Annotated in this window: 23 protein-coding genes and 1 tRNA gene; 13 read left to right on the plus strand and 11 right to left on the minus strand. The window is 63.7% G+C overall.

The window, feature by feature from the left end:
* Window positions 1-71: 71 nt before the first annotated feature.
* The 4 genes from AAFM29_RS02440 to recR all read right to left on the minus strand — a co-directional run bounded on the left by AAFM29_RS02440 (window position 72) and on the right by recR (window position 3,440).
* Complete coding sequence (locus AAFM29_RS02440) at window positions 72-1,454, minus strand: DNA recombination protein RmuC (RefSeq protein ID WP_371830705.1); 1,383 nt, start codon at window positions 1,452-1,454, stop codon at window positions 72-74.
* Window positions 1,455-1,528: 74 nt separating this feature from the next.
* A complete protein-coding gene (locus tag AAFM29_RS02445) occupies window positions 1,529-2,095 on the minus strand; it encodes a peptide deformylase (RefSeq protein WP_341711238.1) in 567 nt (188 codons plus the stop codon).
* Between the two features lie 58 nt (window positions 2,096-2,153).
* Window positions 2,154-2,804, minus strand: a complete 651-nt coding sequence (locus tag AAFM29_RS02450) for a DUF2306 domain-containing protein (protein ID WP_341711239.1) — start codon at window positions 2,802-2,804, stop codon at window positions 2,154-2,156.
* Window positions 2,805-2,843: 39 nt separating this feature from the next.
* On the minus strand, window positions 2,844-3,440 hold the full coding sequence (gene recR, locus AAFM29_RS02455) for a recombination mediator RecR (RefSeq protein ID WP_341711240.1): 597 nt from the start codon (window positions 3,438-3,440) through the stop codon (window positions 2,844-2,846).
* 52 nt (window positions 3,441-3,492) lie between these two features.
* Here recR and fmt point away from each other — a divergent pair, with 52 nt between their 5' ends.
* The 3 genes from fmt to AAFM29_RS02470 all read left to right on the plus strand — a co-directional run bounded on the left by fmt (window position 3,493) and on the right by AAFM29_RS02470 (window position 6,448).
* Window positions 3,493-4,401, plus strand: coding sequence for a methionyl-tRNA formyltransferase (fmt, locus tag AAFM29_RS02460; protein ID WP_341711241.1), 909 nt, complete (start codon window positions 3,493-3,495; stop codon window positions 4,399-4,401).
* A 106-nt stretch (window positions 4,402-4,507) separates the two neighbouring features.
* Window positions 4,508-5,257 (plus strand): tRNA pseudouridine(38-40) synthase TruA, encoded by a 750-nt coding sequence (truA, locus tag AAFM29_RS02465; protein WP_341711242.1) that lies wholly within the window; start codon window positions 4,508-4,510, stop codon window positions 5,255-5,257.
* 78 nt (window positions 5,258-5,335) lie between these two features.
* Complete coding sequence (locus AAFM29_RS02470) at window positions 5,336-6,448, plus strand: zinc-binding dehydrogenase (RefSeq protein ID WP_341711243.1); 1,113 nt, start codon at window positions 5,336-5,338, stop codon at window positions 6,446-6,448.
* On the opposite strand, the gene AAFM29_RS02475 is transcribed toward AAFM29_RS02470, so the two are convergent.
* Window positions 6,445-7,431, minus strand: coding sequence for an asparaginase (locus tag AAFM29_RS02475; protein WP_341711244.1), 987 nt, complete (start codon window positions 7,429-7,431; stop codon window positions 6,445-6,447). The two genes, AAFM29_RS02470 and AAFM29_RS02475, sit on opposite strands and share 4 nt — an antisense overlap.
* Before the next feature lie 72 nt (window positions 7,432-7,503).
* Between AAFM29_RS02475 and AAFM29_RS02480 the strand changes: the two genes are divergently transcribed.
* Window positions 7,504-7,579, plus strand: a tRNA-Val gene (locus tag AAFM29_RS02480).
* 123 nt (window positions 7,580-7,702) lie between these two features.
* Window positions 7,703-8,950: an NAD(P)/FAD-dependent oxidoreductase gene (locus AAFM29_RS02485; RefSeq protein ID WP_341711262.1), complete on the plus strand. Its 1,248-nt coding sequence runs from the start codon at window positions 7,703-7,705 to the stop codon at window positions 8,948-8,950.
* A 48-nt stretch (window positions 8,951-8,998) separates the two neighbouring features.
* Here AAFM29_RS02485 and AAFM29_RS02490 read toward each other — a convergent pair whose 3' ends face one another.
* Together AAFM29_RS02490 and AAFM29_RS02495 are read right to left on the minus strand one after the other, a co-directional pair.
* Complete coding sequence (locus AAFM29_RS02490) at window positions 8,999-10,006, minus strand: phosphatase PAP2 family protein (protein ID WP_341711245.1); 1,008 nt, start codon at window positions 10,004-10,006, stop codon at window positions 8,999-9,001.
* Window positions 10,007-10,073: 67 nt separating this feature from the next.
* The gene (locus AAFM29_RS02495; RefSeq protein WP_341711246.1) at window positions 10,074-10,664 is read right to left on the minus strand and encodes a TlpA disulfide reductase family protein; all 591 of its coding nucleotides are present in this window, start codon (window positions 10,662-10,664) and stop codon (window positions 10,074-10,076) included.
* On the opposite strand from AAFM29_RS02495, the gene argH reads away from it, so the two are divergent.
* The 6 genes from argH (at window position 10,663) to AAFM29_RS02525 (ending at window position 15,420) form a co-directional block, all read left to right on the plus strand.
* Window positions 10,663-12,039 carry an argininosuccinate lyase gene (gene argH / locus AAFM29_RS02500; protein ID WP_341711263.1) on the plus strand — a complete coding sequence of 459 codons (1,377 nt, stop codon included), beginning with the start codon at window positions 10,663-10,665 and terminating at the stop codon, window positions 12,037-12,039. The two genes, AAFM29_RS02495 and argH, sit on opposite strands and share 2 nt — an antisense overlap.
* On the plus strand, window positions 12,040-12,276 hold the full coding sequence (locus AAFM29_RS02505) for a lipoprotein (RefSeq protein WP_341711247.1): 237 nt from the start codon (window positions 12,040-12,042) through the stop codon (window positions 12,274-12,276).
* 90 nt (window positions 12,277-12,366) lie between these two features.
* The gene (lysA, locus tag AAFM29_RS02510; RefSeq protein ID WP_341711248.1) at window positions 12,367-13,629 is read left to right on the plus strand and encodes a diaminopimelate decarboxylase; all 1,263 of its coding nucleotides are present in this window, start codon (window positions 12,367-12,369) and stop codon (window positions 13,627-13,629) included.
* Window positions 13,629-14,393 (plus strand): NAD(P)-dependent oxidoreductase, encoded by a 765-nt coding sequence (locus AAFM29_RS02515; RefSeq protein ID WP_341711249.1) that lies wholly within the window; start codon window positions 13,629-13,631, stop codon window positions 14,391-14,393. Before lysA ends, AAFM29_RS02515 begins: the two co-directional genes overlap by 1 nt.
* Before the next feature lie 32 nt (window positions 14,394-14,425).
* On the plus strand, window positions 14,426-14,887 hold the full coding sequence (locus AAFM29_RS02520) for an SAM-dependent methyltransferase (protein WP_341711250.1): 462 nt from the start codon (window positions 14,426-14,428) through the stop codon (window positions 14,885-14,887).
* Between the two features lie 5 nt (window positions 14,888-14,892).
* Entirely contained in the window at window positions 14,893-15,420 is a 528-nt protein-coding gene (locus AAFM29_RS02525; protein ID WP_341711251.1) for an AAA family ATPase, read from the plus strand.
* A 15-nt stretch (window positions 15,421-15,435) separates the two neighbouring features.
* On the opposite strand, the gene AAFM29_RS02530 is transcribed toward AAFM29_RS02525, so the two are convergent.
* Both AAFM29_RS02530 and AAFM29_RS02535 read right to left on the minus strand, forming a co-directional pair.
* Window positions 15,436-15,918: a hypothetical protein gene (locus tag AAFM29_RS02530; RefSeq protein WP_341711252.1), complete on the minus strand. Its 483-nt coding sequence runs from the start codon at window positions 15,916-15,918 to the stop codon at window positions 15,436-15,438.
* A gap of 58 nt (window positions 15,919-15,976) precedes the next feature.
* On the minus strand, window positions 15,977-16,942 hold the full coding sequence (locus tag AAFM29_RS02535; protein ID WP_341711253.1) for a MarR family transcriptional regulator: 966 nt from the start codon (window positions 16,940-16,942) through the stop codon (window positions 15,977-15,979).
* Window positions 16,943-17,066: 124 nt separating this feature from the next.
* On the opposite strand from AAFM29_RS02535, the gene AAFM29_RS02540 reads away from it, so the two are divergent.
* Together AAFM29_RS02540 and AAFM29_RS02545 are read left to right on the plus strand one after the other, a co-directional pair.
* Window positions 17,067-17,624, plus strand: coding sequence for a sigma-70 family RNA polymerase sigma factor (locus AAFM29_RS02540; protein ID WP_341711254.1), 558 nt, complete (start codon window positions 17,067-17,069; stop codon window positions 17,622-17,624).
* A complete protein-coding gene (locus AAFM29_RS02545; RefSeq protein ID WP_341711255.1) occupies window positions 17,621-17,995 on the plus strand; it encodes a DUF6768 family protein in 375 nt (124 codons plus the stop codon). The genes AAFM29_RS02540 and AAFM29_RS02545 overlap by 4 nt, the downstream gene beginning before the upstream one ends.
* On the opposite strand, the gene AAFM29_RS02550 is transcribed toward AAFM29_RS02545, so the two are convergent.
* Together AAFM29_RS02550 and AAFM29_RS02555 are read right to left on the minus strand one after the other, a co-directional pair.
* The gene (locus tag AAFM29_RS02550; protein ID WP_341711256.1) at window positions 17,992-18,501 is read right to left on the minus strand and encodes a L,D-transpeptidase family protein; all 510 of its coding nucleotides are present in this window, start codon (window positions 18,499-18,501) and stop codon (window positions 17,992-17,994) included. The genes AAFM29_RS02545 and AAFM29_RS02550 overlap by 4 nt on opposite strands.
* Window positions 18,502-18,527: 26 nt before the next feature.
* Window positions 18,528-19,020, minus strand: a 493-nt coding sequence (locus AAFM29_RS02555) for an adenylosuccinate synthetase (RefSeq protein ID WP_341711257.1), incomplete at its 5' end; no start/stop codon positions are given.

Below are 19,020 nucleotides of genomic sequence, written 5' to 3' on the forward strand. Positions count from 1 at the left end.
CACATTCTGACATGAACGAAGTTGATAATTCGTAATCTTTCCAGGTTCTTATCTGATAAGGGAGTGCGCACCTAGTCCGCAACTTCCTTGCTGCCATCGTCGAGCAAATCCTGCGCGGTATAGCGCGGCGCGTTCTCCACCAGCGGGATTTCCTCGATCTCGCGCTTGCCGATTTCGATGCCCTTGTCGGCAAGGCGTCGGCCCGAGGTCAGGACGTTGCGCTCGAAACTGCCGACGAACTTGTTGTAGTTGTTGACCGCGGTTTCGAGGCCCCCACCAACACGCTTGAGGTGTTCGGCGGCGACGGCGAGTCGGTCGTAAAGCTCCGCACCGGCCTTGCCGATCTCGATCGCCTCGCGAGCAATCGTGTCCTGCCGCCAGACCTGCGCCACGGTGCGTGCGATGGCGACGAGGTTGGTCGGGGTTGCCAGCAGCACCTTGTTGCGAAAGGCAAAGTCCCACAGTTCGGGATCGGCCTCCAGCGCGGCGGCGACGAAATGTTCCCCCGGGACGAACATCACGACATAGTCGGGAGCCTCGTCGAACTGGCTCTGGTAACCCTTGGTGCCGAGCGTCTGGACATGGCCGCGCATGGCCTTGGCGTGGAGATCAAGGTGGCGCTTGCGCTCGACCTCGTCATCGGCCTCGAATGCGGCCTGGTAGGCGTTGAGCGAGACCTTGGCGTCGATCACCAGCTTCTTCTGCCCGGGCACGTGGACGATCGCATCGGGACGCAACCGCCCCTCATCGGTTTCCAGCGAATGTTCGAGCTGGAAATCGGTGTGTTCGGAAAGACCGCATTGTTCGAGCACGTTCTGCAACGCCCGTTCACCCCAGCGACCGCGCGCCTTGGGGGCATTGGTCAGCGAATTGCCCAACCGTTGCGCCTCACGCCGCACCTCTTCCTGCCCCGCCTTCATCGATTCGATCAGGCCGGTAAGCTGGCCGAAGGCATCGACGCGCTTCGCCTCGAGCGCGCCAACCTGTTCCTCATAGGCCTTGAGTCGTGCGCCAACGGGCTCGAGCAGAGCGCGCAACTTCTCCTCGCTCGCCTTTTCCGAATGGCCCAACCGCTCTGCGGCAGCGGCGACCAGCCGTTCCTGCGCGGCGGAAAGCACCTTGGCGCCGGTGTTCTCGAATTCCTTGAGCAGGTTGGCGCGGCTTTCCTCGAGCAGGCGCTTCTGCTCCTCGAAACCCGCACGTTCGGCGCGGAATGCGGAATTCTCCTCGCGGGCCGCGTCGAGCTGCGCAGCCAGTGCATCGGCCCGCGCCGCGCGTTCGGACATGGTCGCAAGCTCGGGCACCATGCGCGCGAGCTTCTCTTCCGCCGCCTTGGCCCCGGCTTCGGCCTCACCATGCCGCGCCTTCCAGTCGGCCACAGGACGCGAACCGACGAACCAACCCAGCGCGCCCCCTAGGACAAGCGCGAGGAAAATCAGGAGAATTGCAGTGATATCCATCCCGCCATCCTATGCGGAACGGAGAGGGAACGCCAGTAGCCTTCGCCCGGTATCAACCGAATTACGGATTACGCGTATTCGCGCATCTTCTTCAGCTTCTTCAGCGCCATGTTGCGCTTCAACCGGCTGAGGTGGTCGATGAACAGGATCCCTTCGAGGTGGTCCATCTCGTGCTGGATGCAGGTGGCCATCAGGCCTTCCATGTCCTCTTCGTGGGTCTCGCCCTCGAGATCCTGGTAACGCACGCGGCAGGTCGCCGGGCGATCGACGTCGGCGAATATCTCGGGGACCGAGAGGCAGCCTTCCTGATAGGTGGCCAGTTCCTCCGCCGGATCGAGAATCTCGGGGTTCACGAAGACCCGCGGTTCCTTCTTCGTCGGATAGTGATGGTGATGGTGCCCGCCGTGATCGCATTCCTCGGGCTCGGCATCGAGATCGTCGGGCTGGAGGTCGATCACCAGCACGCGCTTGGGCACGCCGACCTGGATCGCGGCGAGGCCGATGCCGGGGGCGGCATACATGGTCTCGAACATGTCCGAGACGAGCTCCTTCAGCTCGTCGTCAAACGCGGTGACGGGTTCGGACACGACCTTGAGCCGGGGATCCGGCACTTCGAGGATTTCACGGATAGCCATGGGGGCCAGATAGTCGCGAGACGCGGCGAATTCAATCCGCGAACGGCCTTGCGCCCGGTCAGGCTTTTCTTGAGAACAGCTTCCTGGCGGTCGGTCCCCAGTTGAGCCAAAGCTCGGTGACGAGGATGGGCAGAAACAGGGTCAGCCATTCCTTGGTCGTTTCCTGCAAGTCCTCGGTCGGCATGAAGGAGAAAATGTCTTCCTGCATCCTGCTGATGATCCGCACCCACACGAAGGCGGCACCAAGCGCAAAGGCCCGGATGGCGAACTTGCGGTGATTGACGAAATCGCGCCGTCGAGCAGCCTGCCAGGCGACGGCGGCAAAGAAGAACCAAAGCGATCCCAGAAGCGAAAGCGGCACCCGTGAACCCGGCAGGTAGATCGTCGAGCCGAGGTAAACGCCGAGCAGGGCGGCAATCATGCAATTGGCCAGGAATACCCGTCCCAGCCATCGGTGCACCGCCGGACGCGATTGACGCAATCCCGGCATGAACTGCAAGGGCGCGATCAGCAGCACCGGAGAAGAGATCAGGGCGTGCCCGAAATACCAGACGAAGCGGTTCCAGAAAGTCGCCCCGGCCTGCATTTCCTCGAAATGGTCGGTCGTTGCCGATTCGTAGAGGAACCACAGGCAGGTTAGCAGGAAGGTCAGCCAGAACAGATACCAGGCCGGGTGTACCGCCCCCGCCCGACGCGCAGATGTCGCCAATCCCGTCACTCCCAAAGCGACGCGACCCCATTGGCGGAACTAACCCACCGGCCTCCGCGCACGCAAGGCTTGTGCGAGTGTTCCTTCATCGAGATAATCGAGTTCTCCACCGACCGGCAGGCCGTGGGCGAGCTGGGTGATGCGCACGGGATAGGCCTCGAGACGTTCGGCGAGGTAGTGTGCGGTGGTCTGCCCCTCGAGCGTGGCATTCATAGCCAGGACGACTTCGTCGATCCCGCCCTCCTCGATCCGCGCAAGCAGCGCGGCGATATTGAGGTCTTCGGGCCGCACGCCGTCGAGCGCCGAGAGCCTGCCACCGAGGACGTGGTATTTCCCCGTAAACAGCTTGGCCCGGTCCAGTGCCCACAGATCGGCGACATCCTCGATCACGCACAGGCTCTTGCTGTCGCGGCGCGGGTCGGCGCAGATCGCGCAAGGATTGCGGGTATCGACATTGCCGCAGACCTCGCATTCGACAAGCGCCTCGCCCACGGTGGCGAGCGCGTCGAGCAGCGCGGGCAATGCGGTCTCGCGCCGCTTGACCAGCCACAGCACGGCACGTCGCGCGCTGCGCGGACCCAGGCCAGGAAGCTTTGCCAACGCGGCTGCGAGGGTTTCGATCTCTTGCGATGCCATGGGTCGACAGATAGGGGCAGCGACGAAACAGAGAAAGGCCACTGGCACCCTCATGCGCATAATCTTCATGGGAACGCCCGATTTCGCGGTGCCGACGCTGCAGGCGCTGGTCGATGCGGCGCATGAGGTGGTTTGCGTCTACACCCAGCCTCCGCGCCCCGGCGGAAGGCGCGGGCGCGAGTTGACGCCGACCCCGGTGCACCAGCGCGCCACAGACCTGGGGATTGAGGTCCGTCACCCGAAAACGCTCAAATCGGCAGATGAGCAGGAGGCCTTCGCCGCGCTCGATGCAGACGTGGCCGTGGTCGCCGCCTATGGCCTGATCCTGCCGCAGCCGGTGCTCGATGCGCCCAAGCACGGCTGCCTCAACGTCCACGCCTCGATCCTGCCGCGCTGGCGCGGGGCTGCGCCCATCCATCGCGCGGTGATGGCGGGAGACCCGGTGACTGGCGTCACGATCATGCAAATGGAGGCCGGGCTCGACACCGGCCCGATGCTGGCCACGGCACGCACGCCGATCGACGACAAGACCACCGGCGAACTGACCGAGGAACTGGCCGAAATCGGCGCCCAATTGATGGTCGGCACGCTGATCGATCTCCCCGCCCTGCATCCGATGCGGCAGGATGACGACGCAGCAACCTATGCCGCCAAGATCGACAAGACCGAGGCGCGCATCGACTGGTCGAAACCCGCCGCGGAGATTGAGCGTCTGGTACGGGGCCTTGCCCCCTTCCCCGGCGCCTGGTTCGAACTAAGCGGAGACCGGGTCAAGCTGCTGCGGACGGAGCTGACCGATGGCTCGGGTGCGCCCGGGGAGGTACTCGAGGACCGGCTGGCCATCGCCTGCGGCAGCGGGGCGATCCGGCCGGTACGCTTGCAACGCGCGGGCAAGCCGGCGATGGATCTCGACACCTTTCTGCGCGGTAATCCGGTTCCCATTGGTTCGGTGCTGAAGTGATTTTGGCGACCATGCTTCGACAGGCTCAGCATGAGCGGGGTTGGTTGCCTTACTTGCATCCGCTCGGCCTGAGCCTGTCGAAGGCCACGCGCCGACGGGGAACCCTATGACCCGCTTCGCGCTCACCCTAGAATTCGACGGGACGCCGTTTTTCGGGCTCCAGCGACAGGCCGACGGGCCGAGCGTGCAACAGGCGGTCGAGGAAGCCGCCTTCCGCGTGACCGGCGAGGAGACACGCCTGCACAGCGCGGGCCGCACCGATACCGGCGTCCACGCGCTGGCGATGCGCAGCCACCTCGACATCCAGAAGGACATCGAACCCTTCCGCCTGATGGAAGCGCTTAACGCGCATTTGCGGCCGGATCCGATCGCGGTAACCGCGTGCGAGATCGTACCCGATGATTGGCACGCGCGCTTTTCCTGCATCGGCCGCGCCTATGTCTATCGCATCGCCAACCGCCGTGCGCCGCTGACACTCGACCGCGACCGGGCATGGCAACTCGGTACCCCGCTTGACCATGAGGCGATGCATCGCGCCGCGCAGTCGCTGGTTGGTTTGCACGATTTCACCACCTTCCGTTCCGCGCATTGCCAGGCCGAAAGCCCGGTCAAGACACTCGACCGGCTCGACGTGGAACGCCAAGGCGAGGAGGTTCGTATTCACGCCGAGGCGCGCAGTTTCCTGCATCATCAAGTGCGCAGCATGGTCGGTTGCCTCGCGCTCGTCGGCATGGGTCGCTGGCGGGTGGAACAGGTGGCCGAGGCTCTTGAGGCACGCGATCGACAAGCGCTCGGGCTCAATGCGCCCTCCTGCGGGCTATATTTCGTGCGCGCGTCCTATCCCGCGAATACTTGACCTAACGTCACCCTAGCCAAGCGTCCGACAGAGGCGTAGCCAAGCCGCTCAAACCAGATTCGAATTGGGAGAATGGACATGCCCACTACCGGCAAGCAGCTTTTCACTACTCTTGAAAGCGACGGTACGCTCACGGTCGAGATAGCGAACCGCGAATTCCCCGATCCCACCGGAAATCAGGTGTTGGTCAAGATGGAAGCCGCGCCGATCAACCCCAGCGACCTCGCCATCCTGACCGGTGCGGCCGATTTCGAGAACGCGACCTATTCCCCCGGCAAGGTCGTCGCCAAGATGCCCGAGCCGTTCAACAGCGGCCAGAAGTCGCGCCACGGCCAGCGCCTGCCCGCAGGCAATGAAGGCGCTGGCACTGTCGTTGCCACGGGTGACAGCGACATGGCCAAGGCACTGATGGGCCAGCGCGTCGCCTGTGTTCCGGGCAATGCCTACAGCCAATATGCGATCGCCGATGCCGCCATGTGCCTGCCGCTGGGCAACCACAGTTCGGAGGACGGCGCATCGAGCTTCGTCAACCCGATGACCGCACTGGGCTTTGCCGAAAATGCCAAGATGGATGGCCAGAAGGCGATCCTGCACACGGTGGGCGCCTCGAACCTGGGGCAGATGCTGGTCAAGATCTGCCAGGAAGACGGCCTTGGCCTCGTCAACATCGTCCGCAAGCAGGACCAGGCCGACTTGCTCAAGGGCCTTGGTGCAACGCATGTAGTGAATTCGTCGGACGGCGACTTCATGGCCCAGCTCAAGGCGGCGATTGACGAGACTGATGCCTTTTACGGCTTCGACCCCATCGGTGGCGGCACCATGGTCGATACCTGCTTCAAGGCGATGGAACAGGTCGCGGTGTCGAAGATGACCGAATATTCGCGCTATGGTTCGAACCAAGCGAAGCGCATGTTCATCTATGGCCGGCTCGACTTCGGACCGACCACGCTGACCCCATCCTATGGTTTTGGCTGGACGCTGTCGGGTTGGCTGCTGACACCGTTCCTCGCGACGGCAGGCATGGAAACGGTGATGCGGATGCGCAAGCGCGTGCTCGACAACCTCACCACCACCTTCGCCAGCAGCTACAAGACCCGCGTCGATCTCGAAGGCATGCTGACCAAGGATGCAATCCTCGACTATCGCCAGATGAAAACCGGCGAAAAGTACCTCGTCCTGCCAAACGGCTAACGCCGGTCAAAAAACGCCTGCGCCGCGAGCGGGTCCGCAACCCCGCTCGCGACCAGCAATTGCGCGAGAATTCGCGCCTTCTGCGGGTTGTGCGAACGCGAAGCGACGAAGCCGCGCGCGTCGTCGTCCACCTCGAGGTTGCGATCGACCGAACCTTCGTCGACCCGGCTTGCGCGGACGACCAACACCCCATCCTTCGCGGCCGCTTCGAGCGCATCGAGTACGGTCGTAGGTGCGTTGCCCTGCCCCATGCCCGCGAGCACGACCCCGCGCGCACCGCGCGACAGCGCCCCTTCGACTTGCCCGGCATCCATCCCAGCATGGGCATAGACCACCTCGACATGCGGCAATGCATCAGGCCAGGCGAAACGCGCCGCTGCGCCCGGCCTATCGGGCGGCCCGAACCAATCGAGCGTCAACGGCGTCACCATACCCAGCGGCCCGCGCGGAAATCCGCGGAAGGCATCGATACTGCTCGTTGCCGCCTTGCGCACGTCGATTGCAGCGAAGATCGTGTCGCCCATCACCACCAGCACCCCGCGGCCGGCGGCCATGGGATCGCCGGCAACCCGCACGGCGTTGGCGAAGTTGCGCATCCCGTCACTACCCACGGCATCGGCCGGGCGCATCGCGCCGACCAGCACCACCGGCTTGGAGGCCGGGTGCGTAAGGTCGAGCAGTAGAGCGGTTTCTTCGGCGGTGTCAGTGCCGTGGGTGACGATGATGCCGGAAACGCTGTCATCCGCCATGGCTGCAGAAATTTCGCGATGCAGCGCCTGCCATTCGCGCCAGCCGATATCCTGCGAACCGACCGCGGCAATATCGATGCCATCGAGTTCGGCATCCAGCCCGAGTTCGGCCACCGATGCCATCATCGCATCGATCCCGATTTGACCCGGCGCATAGCCGCGCTGCAGCGCCGATCCGGCACTGCCTGCGATCGTTCCACCGGTGGCGAGGACCCTAATTTTCGCTTTCGTCATGCCGCGCGCGTTAGCGGCAATTGATTTTAAAGGCGAGGCTGCTAGAGGGCGCCCCACCCAAGGGTTTCCCGGGGGCGCTTAGCTCAGTTGGTAGAGCATCTCGTTTACACCGAGAGGGTCGGCGGTTCGAGCCCGTCAGCGCCCACCACTAATGGTCGCACGGATCCCTCCAGGGGACAAAAAACAGCGATTCTGACAAGCGATTGCGAAGGGTGAGCATAACCGCCCGGCGTAGCGGGAGGGTTCTATCCGGAACACCAATGACATCGGAATCGCGGGATGCGGCCCTGCCGGCCTGACCGCTGCCCTGCTGCTCCGGCGCGATGGCCATCGGGTCACCCTCTATGAACGATTCGAAACACCCAGGCCGCTCGGTTCGGGGCTCATGCTGCAACCATCGGGCATGGCGGTGCTGGACAGGATGGGTCTCGCCGAAACCGTCGCCCGGCGCGGTGCGCGGATCGACGCATTGCTGGGGATCGAGGAACACGGTCGAATCGCGCTCGAGGCGCCTTACGCCCGGCTAGGCGTCCCCGATGCCTTCGGGATCGGCATTCACCGGGCAAGCCTGTTCGGCGTGCTCTACGAGGCCGTGCTGTCCCAAGGCATCGAAGTCAGGACAGGCCACGAAGTCACAACGAGTCGCACCAGCGACGGTGGACGCTACCTCGTCTTCTCCGACCACACGCACTCGTACACGCATGACCTGATCGTCGACGCCAGCGGTTGGGCATCGCGGATCGACGAAGGCGAACAGCGCGGCCTCCTGCCCTTCGGTGCCTTGTGGGCCAGCATTCCCATCACGCCGGATGATCCGCATGCGCGCAACCTGCTCGAACAACGCTATAGGCGGGCAGCGCAGATGGTCGGGGTGCTGCCGATCGGATCGCGCAGCGAAGGGGCGCCGCAAGAGGTGGCATTCTTCTGGTCGCTGCGCCGGGTCGACCATGAGCAATGGCACAAGACGCCGCTTGGAGTTTGGAAGGACGAGGTCCGCAAGCTGTGGCCACAGGTCGATTTCCTGCTCGATCGATTGACCTCGCACGACGATCTCACCTTTGCCCGCTACGCTCACCGCACCTCCCGAAAGGCGCACGGCAATCGCCTCGTCCGTATCGGAGATGCGTGGCATTCGGCGAGTCCTCAGCTGGGCCAGGGTGCGAACATGGCGCTGCTTGACGCATGGGCCCTGGCTGCCGGCCTGCGCGAAGGACGCTCGGTGGCAGAAGGCATTCGCCTCACCACCCGTTGGCGGCGCGAACACGTCGCGCTCTACCAGTTCGTCACCGCCGCTTTCACGCCGATGTTCCAGTCCGATCTGGCCCTCTGGCCATTGCTGCGTGACCGAATGATGGCTCCGCTGTCACGCTTTGGCCCGGTGGCGCGAATCCAGGCGCAACTGATGAGTGGATTGTTCGGCTGGCCCCTGCAGACACTGGGGCTCGACCTGCCAGACTACTCCGCGCTCGCTGCGGCAATGGCCCCGCGGGCTCCCTCGTCGACCCCGTCGAAGTGTTAACCCAGGTCGCAAAGTCACCAATCCTGTTTCGCAATTGGCCCAACCGGGTCATTGTGCTGCGGCAATAGGTTGGGACTCTAGCACATTGCACCTGCGCTCAATCCAGTCGCAGTAGCGATTTACGGCCTTCCAGATCAGCACCATGCCGAGACTGGAGACCATGCCGTCGGTTGCATAGTGCCACCCCAGGTGGACCGATCCGACATAGATCGACGCAACATAGACCCAGCCGAGAGCCTGCCATCGCGGCCAATAGGTGCGGATGCTCAGCAGGATAAGGACAGCGATCCCGACATGGAGAGATGGCATCGCCGAAATGCCTCCACCGACAGCGGCCTGTCCCTGCACGCTTAGAAGGTAGTTCATCGCATTGGTTGCGAGAAGCCCGTCGTACTCCTCGAGTCTCAGCATCAGTGGGGCGAAACGTTGCGAGCCATAGAAATCGTCGACAAAGCATGGGCCAACCGACGCAAATGCCACGGCAAGCCCTGCACCCATCAGCAGCCAGGCTAGCTGGAGGCTGAGCCCCACACGGACCTTGATGTCTCGACGGGGAACCAGCACGAGAAACACGGTCATCGCGACCTGGACGAACAGCCATCCGGCATAGACATAGTCGATCAGATAGGTCGACCATTCTCCGAGCACGGCGTGAGTCAGCTGCCAGGGATCGTGCCCTGCGAACAGGAAATTATCGAGATCGATTAGAAATGAATCGGCATAAAATGGTTGCAACTGCGGGATCATCTGCTTGATCCGCGTAGTGGCATCAAACAACAAGGGCAGCGCCACAAGCATGACGGCAGCACCGATGAACCACTCGCGGTTCTTCGTCAGATCGTCGCGCAGCTGGCGCAACGGGGCAGGATGCCGAATTGCCACAAGCTGCAGTGGGCGGAACAAAAGGCCGAAGAGGGCAATCGTGATCGCGAAAACCGCAAAGGGCGGAACTGATAGGATCAGGCGTCCACCGGCAGCTATCGCTGTTACCACCGCAATCGCTGTCACGCCCAATAAGGAGCCATAGCCCCACAAGATCGCCCGACGTTCCCCCATGCCTCAGTGGTCGGCGATTTACCCCTCAAGGACAAGTACCGCTGAGCAGCTGTCGCAAACTGAAGCGTTATTCTTCGACGCTTGGGCCGCCGATCGCCTCGTCAATGGCCGCACGGACTTCCTCGCCCGACCAGTCGAACTCGCCAGAAACCCGCCAGACTTCCTGACCCGTCGCATCGTAGAGCACGGTCGTCGGCAATACTGCGCCGCCCAGCGCGAAGCCGAGTTCCGCCTCGGGATCGAGCCAGGGCTCAAGCTGCTGGAAGCCGCCGCTGGCGAAAAAGGTCACGACCTTTTGCGCGCCCTGCATGTCCTGGCTTACAGTCACCACGCGCAACCGATAGCCATATTCCGCCGCGAGCGCATCGAGTTGCGGCATCTCCTTGACGCAGGGAGCACACCAGGTCGCCCACAGGTTGAGCAGCACTGGGTGGCCCTGCAGGGCACCGAGATTGAGCTGTCGCCCATCTGGGTCAGTCAGGCTGGCAGCCGGCATCAGGGTGCCGGCCTGGCTGCGATCGATCTCTCCGGTTGCGGCGGCCTTAGTGCTGCTTTCTTGCGCCGCGTCCGGTGCGCCCCTATCGCATGCGGCGACCGACAGGCCGAGGAAGACAACGAGCGTGAGCGAAAAGCGGGACAATAGCGGTTCCAATAGCATGTGGGGCGGCAGGTTTGCCGAGGGCCCTAGCGCGATCATGCGCGAAATCAACGCCTCGATCCCCTTCGACAAGGCGCTGTGGCGGCAGGACATTGCCGCGTCCAAGGCGCATGTCGCGATGCTGGGCGCGCAGGGCATCGTCAGCGCCGAGGATGCCCGTAGCATTGCCGAAGGCCTCGATCGGGTCGGTGCCGAATATGAGCGCGACGGGGTGCCCGAGGACTGGGATCTCGAAGACATTCACATGACCACCGAGAGCCGCCTCGCCGAACTAATCGGAACTGCAGCCGGGCGGCTGCACACTGCGCGCAGCCGCAACGACCAGGTGGCGACTGATTTCCGCCTGTGGGTGCGCGATGCGATGGACCAAGCCGATGCGGGGCTCGACGCGCTGCAGCGCGCGCTGATCACCCGCGCCGGCGAACACGCGGCCAGCATCATGCCCGGCTTCACCCATTTGCAGACCGCGCAGCCGGTCACGCTTGGCCACCATCTGATGGCCTATTACGAGATGATCCGGAGGGATCGTAGTCGCTTTGCCGATGCGCGTGCGCGGATGAACGAAAGTCCGCTGGGCAGCGCCGCATTGGCCGGCACCGGCTTCCCGATCGATCGGGAAGCGACCGCCGCTGCGCTCGGCTTCGATCACCCAACGCGCAACAGCCTCGATGCGGTGTCCGATCGCGATTTCGCGCTCGATTACCTGATGGCGGCGAGCCAGTGTGCGCTCCACCTCAGCCGACTAGCGGAAGAGTTCATCATATGGGCCAGCCAGCCCTTCGGCTTCGTCAAATTGCCCGATAGCCTATCGACCGGCAGTTCGATCATGCCGCAAAAGAAGAACCCCGATGCCGCCGAGCTGGTGCGCGGTCACGCGGGCCGGGTGATCGGCTGCGCAACCGCGCTGATGATCACCATGAAGGGCCTGCCGCTCGCCTATTCGAAGGACATGCAGGACGACAAGCCGCCGGTCTTTGAAGCGGCAAGCCTGCTGGCGCTGAGCATTGCGGCGATGACCGGAATGGTGGCCGATACGACGTTTGTCACCGCGCGCATGCGGCAGGCGGCGGAGCTGGGCTATGCCACCGCCACCGACCTGGCGGATTGGCTGGTGCGCGAAGCCGATATCCCATTCCGCGAGGCGCACCATATTACCGGTGCCGCGGTGAAGCGGGCCGAGGCCGACGGTGTAGCGCTCGACCAGTTGCCGCTGGCGGTGCTGCAGGGGATCGATCCGCGGATCGATGAGCGAGTTTATGGCGCATTGTCAGTGGATGCCTCGGTCGCCTCGCGCGCTTCCTATGGCGGGACGGCGCCGAAGCAGGTAGAGGCGCGCGTTATGGAAGCGCGAAAAGCATTGGGAATGGACGAGTAGATGAAGCGATTGCTGGTACTTGGCGCCCTGATCGCGCTGGCTGCCTGCGGGCAGAAATCGAGTCTCGAACCTGCTCCCGATGCGGCCCTTCCCCCGGCACCCTTCGGCGCGGAAGCGCAACCCAGCGCGGAAGAGCTGCTGGCACAGCAACCACAGGCCGCACCCGACCGGACGGTCGAGCTGCGGCGCCGTTCGGAAGAACGCGAGGACGACCCTTTCGACCTTCCTCCCGAATGATGCGAGCGCTACTCAGGGCGTAGGCGAGATACGTTCGAAGCAATCTAACCTGTCTCGACTTCGCGCGACACGAGGGGCTAAGCGGCGCGCATGGACCATTTCCAGCTTCGCAACGGCGTAATGCATGCCGAAGACGTGCCTCTGCCGCGTATCGCGGATGAGGTGGGCACGCCGGTCTATGTCTATTCGCGCGCCACACTTGAACGCCACGCTCGCGTTTTTCGCGAAGCGCTGGCTGGCCTCGACAATCCACACATTGCCTTTGCGGTAAAAGCCAACCCGAACCTTGCGGTACTCAAGGTGCTGGCCAACGAAGGCTACGGCGCCGATGTCGTTTCCGGCGGCGAGCTGACCCGCGCGCTGGCGGCGGGAATGAAGGCTGAGGACGTGGTCTTTTCCGGCGTGGGCAAGACCCCTGCCGAACTGGTCCAGGGACTCGAGGCGGGGATCGGCCAGTTCAATATCGAGAGCGAGGAAGAAGGCTACGAACTCGCGGCCATCGCCGGGCGCATGGGGATGCAGGCCGCATGCGCGCTGCGGGTCAATCCCGATGTCGATGCCCGCACGCACGAGAAGATCTCGACCGGCAAGCGTGAAAACAAGTTCGGCGTTCCGCTCGATCGCGCGGCGGAAATCTATTCCCGCCTTGCCGATGAGGACGGATTGGAGATGCGCGGCATCGCGGTCCACATCGGCAGCCAGCTGGCCGATCTCGAGCCACTTGAAACCGCGTTTGACAAGGTCGGCGCCCTGATCACCGAGCTTCGCGCCGCTGGCTGTACTGTGACCCATGCCGATCTCGGTGGCGGGCTCGGCGTACCCTACAAGGCCGGGGAAGTCCTTCCTTCACCAGCCGAATACGGTGCAATGGTCGCTCGCGTCACCGCCGGATGGGACGTACGGCTGATGTTCGAACCAGGGCGCGTGATCGCTGGCAATGCCGGCGTATTGCTGACCCGAGTGATCCGATCAAAGCGCAGCGGCAATGGACCGCCCTTCGTGGTGGTCGACGCTGCGATGAACGACCTTGCCCGCCCGGCGATGTACGGCGCCTGGCACGATTTCGATGCGGTCGAGCCGACCGGCGAACGCATGACCGCGCATATCGTTGGCCCGATCTGCGAAACCGGCGATACCTTTGCGATGGACCGCGAATGCGATGCGATCGGGGCAGGCGACCTTGCCGTGTTCCGTACCGCCGGTGCCTATGGCGCTACCATGGCGTCGTCGTACAACTCGCGCGGCTTCGTGGCCGAGGTGCTCGTCGATAGAGACCGCTACGCCGTGGTGGCGGATCGCCTGGCGCCCGCTGCGATCATGGATGCCGAGCGCGTGCCGGATTGGCTGGTCTGATGCATTCGCTCCCTCTCTTCCACCGGATCGCGGGACAGCGCGTGGTGGTGGTTGGAAAGGGAGAAATGGCCGAGGCTAAGGCGCGATTGGTCGCACGCGCGGGTGGCATCCCCTGCGCGGAGACCGAGGCGCATCACGCAAAGCTGGCGTTCGTCGCGCTGGAGGATTCGCGCGCCGCGGAAGTGGTCGCATTGCGGCTCAAACGGGCGGGTCTGTTGGTCAATGTCGCCGATCGGCTCGAACTGTGCGATTTCACCCTGCCCTCGATCCTCGACCGCGACCCGGTGCTAGTGGCGGTGAGCACTGGCGGAGCTTCGGCGGGCCTTGCCAAGCACCTGCGGTTGCGGCTCGAACGACTGCTGCCCGAAGGGCTAGGCGCGCTGGCCCGTGCACTCGATCATGCGCGAGATGTAATTCGGGCACGCTATCCCAAAGCCGACGAGCGCCGCCGCGCGCTCGACGAAGCCTTGGGCGAAGGCGGCCTGCTCGACCCGTTCGATGCGAACAGCCCGGCGCGGGTTGATGGCTGGCTGGCTGGTGACGCCGTTGCATCGACCGGCGGCGTGGCGGAATTCACGCTGACAGGAAGCGATCCCGAAGACCTGACGTTGCGACAGGCGCGATTGCTGGGCATGGCCGACACCGTGCTTCACGATCCGCACGTACCCGAAGCGATCCTGGTGCGTGCCCGGGCCGACGCCTCGCGCCATGCCCTACCCTGCGATCCGCCTGAGGAGGGGCTGACCGTCATCCTCCGCATTTGAATATCAGCCTGCAACCAAGGGAGCCTGCCACCATGGACTACACCGTCACCCCCATTGGATATGTGCGTGGAGGTCGGACGGAAGCAGTGGATGATGATTGGGGCGAGGAGCGCGCCGTGATTGAGCTCGACACGAGCCGCTTCGGTCCGGAAGCGCTCGCCGGGCTGGCCGATTTCAGCCATGCCGAGGTGATCTTCCTGTTCGACAGGGTGGCGCCTGAGAAGATCGAAACCGGTGCGCGGCATCCGCGCAATCGCAAGGACTGGCCGCTGGTCGGCATCTTTGCCCAGCGCGGCAAGAACCGGCCGAACCGGATCGGCCTGACTACCTGTGGCATCGTCAGCATCGACGGCACGCGACTTGAAGTGGCGGGCCTCGACGCGATCGACGGCACCCCAGTGCTCGATATCAAGCCGCTGATGCGCGAATTCCAGCCACGCGGCAAACAGCGCCAGCCTGCCTGGGCAAACGAGTTGATGGAGGGCTATTGGTAGCCGCCATGCGCGTCATTCTCTCCGGCTGCTCAGGCGGAGGCAAGACCAGCCTGATTGAAGAACTTGCGCGGCGCGGATACGCGACCGTGCCGGAGCCGGGCTTGCGGATCGTGAAGGAGGAGCGGGCGAACGGTGGTAACGCCCTGCCCTGGATTAACCCGGCGGCCTTTGCCCATCGCGCGGTCGAGATGGCTCGTTACGATCTGGTGATCGCCCGTAGCATTGACGGCCCGGTGTTCTTCGATCGCGGTTTGATCGACGCTGCGGCCGCGCTGGAATATGCGACCGGTACTGCCTTGCCCGAAGCCTATGATGGTTGCGAGGCGTTGCACACTACAGCGTTCCTTGTGCCGCCGTGGCGCGAGAACCTGCACTCATCTGCCGACCGCAGCGGCGACTTCACCGAGGCGGTCGCAGAATACGAGCGCTTGCTTGATACCTATTCGAGGCTGGGGTTTTCGATCGAAGTCCTACCGCGGATCGGCGTGGCGCAAAGAGCCGACCTTGTCATCGCTACCTTAATGTCTGGCTGAGTCGAGGCCGCTGGCTCAGTCGCAGGGAACGGGTCGAAGCTGGCTCCGCGCGAAAGACGTCTCGCGGCCGTCGGGGCCGCGCGCAGTCACTGTCCAGGTCAACGAGTCGTCTCCCACCAGCCATTCGTTCATAAAGGTCCGTTCGGAATAGCGATAGGTGACCACGAAGCCGCCATCGACGACCAGGCCAGCCCCGGTGGCCGAATAGGCACCGCCGAAGCTGTCGGACCAGAATGCCGTAATACCCCTGCCATCGTCGGTGCCACTGCCACCAAAGAGCAGATGGGTCTGGTAGCGATCATTCGGATCCGAGTTTGCGATGCTCAACGAATCGATGGCCACAAAGCCGCCATCGGCAACGGGGTACACCCGCAGTGATATCCAGATTGGCTTGCCACCGACGTCGCCTTCGCCTTGCCAGCAGCCAACCAACCCAGTGACCATATGGGGAACCGGCGGCACGCCCGGTTCAAGCGCGGCAAGCGGACCCGCCGTCAAGCCCAGCGCAAAAGCCCCAAATGCAACAACGCCACGCACACTGAATTCCCCGACAGCCTTAAACTATTTCGAGACTAGCATGCTCCACGCCAATTTCCGCGAAATAGAGCGCCATCGCATCAGCCGTAGTGTCGGCCAGCGCGATATAAGCGCGGCGGCGATCATGCGGGTCGGCGACCCGGACAAGTAATCCTCCCTCGACCATCTGGCCAATCCAGCGCAGCGCCGTGGTCGCAGGAACGCCGGAGGCAATACACAGCGAGGTCACGCTCACTCGCTGCCTTTCCGCCCGCGCCGCCGCAAGATCGAGCAAGATGTCCCAAGCCGGATCTGCAAACAGGTCCGGATCGAAGAAGCGCGCACGTGCATGGCGGTGCTTGATCGCCCGGCGAATGATCGAAGCATGCGGCAAGCGTGGACGTTCGGAACCGCCTTCGCCAGGCCCATCGCTGCGCCAGGCAGGCGCCGGCGATTCCAGGCGAAAGGCCCCGCCACCGGCACGCTGGCCGGAAGGCAGCTTCTCCAGCCGCTCGGCAATCCGGCCCACCTGTTCGGTCAGGCGCAGCAGCATCAGCCGGTCTTCTTCGCCCAGTTCGCGCAGGCGCAGATTGGGCACATGCGCAAGCACCCGCCCGATTGCGATCACCCGTTCCGACCGGCTCGGATCGACGAGAATCTGCGGGGCAGAAAAGGAGAAGCACCCGAACACCGCGTCGAGTGCGGCCATGGTTGTCGACACTACAAGCGCCGATCCTGCTTTGCCTGCCCGCATGTCTAACCGCGACAGCAAAGCCAGCGCCTCGGCACTGTCCTCCGCACAATCGATCAGGACGAGATCGCCCAGCGCCGTGAGCTCACCCTGGGCATATTCCGCCAGTGAACAGGAATGGAGTATCCGGAAGCCCGCAGCTTCGGCATCGTCGCGCAGTTCCCCGCGAACATGCGCGCGGTCCGCAAGCACCGTAACCCCCAATTGGCAACCGGCACCATCCTGCGCGGGCTCATACTGGAAATTGGCCTGCATCGACTCATCCTCCTCATCGGATTCGATGGAACATGATAAGAACATAAATAGATCAGGGCAAGAAGTGGTGCAAAGATTTGGCTCCGGATTGAACCTTTCGCGCCACTGCTGCGACTATCCCTGCATGAGCGGTTCGAACGCCCCCGCAATCCAGGCTGAGCGGCTCTATGACGAGCTGCTGGTGACCTTGGTCCAGGCGGGCGATCGGGCTGCCGCGAACCGACTGGCCGCGCGCTGGCAACCGCGTCTTGCCCGTACCGCGATGCGATTGCTGGGAAGTCGCGATGCGGCGCTGAGTGCGGTCCAGGATAGTTGGGTGGCGATCCTGCGTGGGATCGGCAGCTTGCGCGATCCGGCCCGCTTTGCGCCGTGGGTCTTCGGAATCCTTCACCGGCGTTGTGTCGATCACATTCGTCGAATGCAGGTGAAACGCGGGCAAGCAGGCGAACTTGAGAGCGAACCCGCTGCGGCAATTGGCGACGCGGATGACGCCCTGGCAGTGCGCCAGGCGATCGCAGGCTTGCCGCCCGACCAACAGCTCGCCGCCCAACTGTTCTTTATCGAGGGCCTGACCCTCGCCGAGATTGCCGAGGTGCAACAGGTGCCGCTGGGCACCGCCAAGTCGCGCCTCTTCCATGCCCGCCGCCAGTTGAAGGCGGCCCTATCCGGAGACGTCCCATGATGACCATTGATGACCGTATCCGCGGCGCCCTCGACGAGGACGACCGCGCCTTCCTCGCTTCGCTCGACGACTCGCGCGGCCTGTTCACCCAGCTCGGCGACAGCCTGGGCGGGCCACTGGGTGGCTGGGCCAAGCTGGTCTTCGCCCTGACCTTTGTGATGGCCGGCGCGATGTTCTATTGCGTGTGGCATATGTTCACCGCCAGCGAGCTTCGCGAAACGGTGTTGTGGGCCACGGGCACGGTGGTGCTGGTGATGTCCACCGGCTTCCTCAAGGACTGGCTCTTCAGCCGCATGAACATGTTCACGATCCTGCGCGAAGTGAAGCGCCTGCAGGTACAAGTAGCAATTCTCGAGAACGAGCGGGCCTAAGGCCGTATCTCGATTGGCGTACCGTCGGGCACCAGGCTCCACAATTCGGCGATCTCGGCATTGCTCAGCGCGATGCAGCCATCAGTCCAATCGCCAGGAATGCGCATCCCTTCGGGCACACCATTGGGTTGACCGTGGATGAAGATGAGGCCGCCCGGGCTGCGCCCCTGGCTTCGCGCAAAATCGCTATCCGCCGCATTCGGGTAGTCGATGTGGAGCGAAAGGTAGTATCTCGAGTTCGGATTGCCGTAGTCGATGGTATAGCGCCCCTCGGGCGTGCGCTCGTCGCCCTCGAAGCGCTTGTGACCTATTGGTGCATCGCCCAATTGCAGGTCGCGATAGGTGCGGATCACGTTGGCACCCTGGTAGACCCAAAGCGTGCGTTCCGATTTGTCGACCAGCAGGAAATCCGCCTGTTCACCGACGTCCACCTCCTGGGCTCGCGCACTTGGTACGGGCGAGCATGCCAGCAGCAGGAACATGAGCAAGGGCGCGAAGACTCGCATCGCGTCATCCTAGCGCGAATCCGGCCTCAATCCATGAAGGGATCGCGCACCAGGATCGTATCCTCGCGCTCGGGACTGGTGCTTACCAGCGCCACCGGGGTTTCGATCAGTTCCTGCACGCGCTGGATATACTTGATCGCCTGCGCCGGGAGGTCGGCCCACGAACGCGCCCCGGCGGTGGTCTCTTGCCAGCCGTCCATCTCTTCGTAGATAGGTTCGACATTGGCCTGGTCGGCCGCATGGCTGGGGAAATAGTCGAGGATCTTGCCGCCCAGGCGATAGCCGGTGCAGATCTTCACCGTCTCGAAGCCGTCGAGTACGTCGAGCTTGGTGAGCGCGATGCCGGTTACGCCGCTGATTGCACAGCTCTGGCGTACCAGCACCGCGTCGAACCAGCCGCAACGACGCTTGCGGCCAGTCACGGTACCAAATTCATGCCCGCGCTCACCCAGCTTCTGGCCAGTCTCGTCATCGAGCTCGGTTGGGAAAGGACCGCTGCCGACGCGGGTGGTATAGGCC

Origin of the sequence: Erythrobacter sp., from assembly GCF_038133525.1 — a bacterium.
GTDB lineage: Bacteria > Pseudomonadota > Alphaproteobacteria > Sphingomonadales > Sphingomonadaceae > Qipengyuania.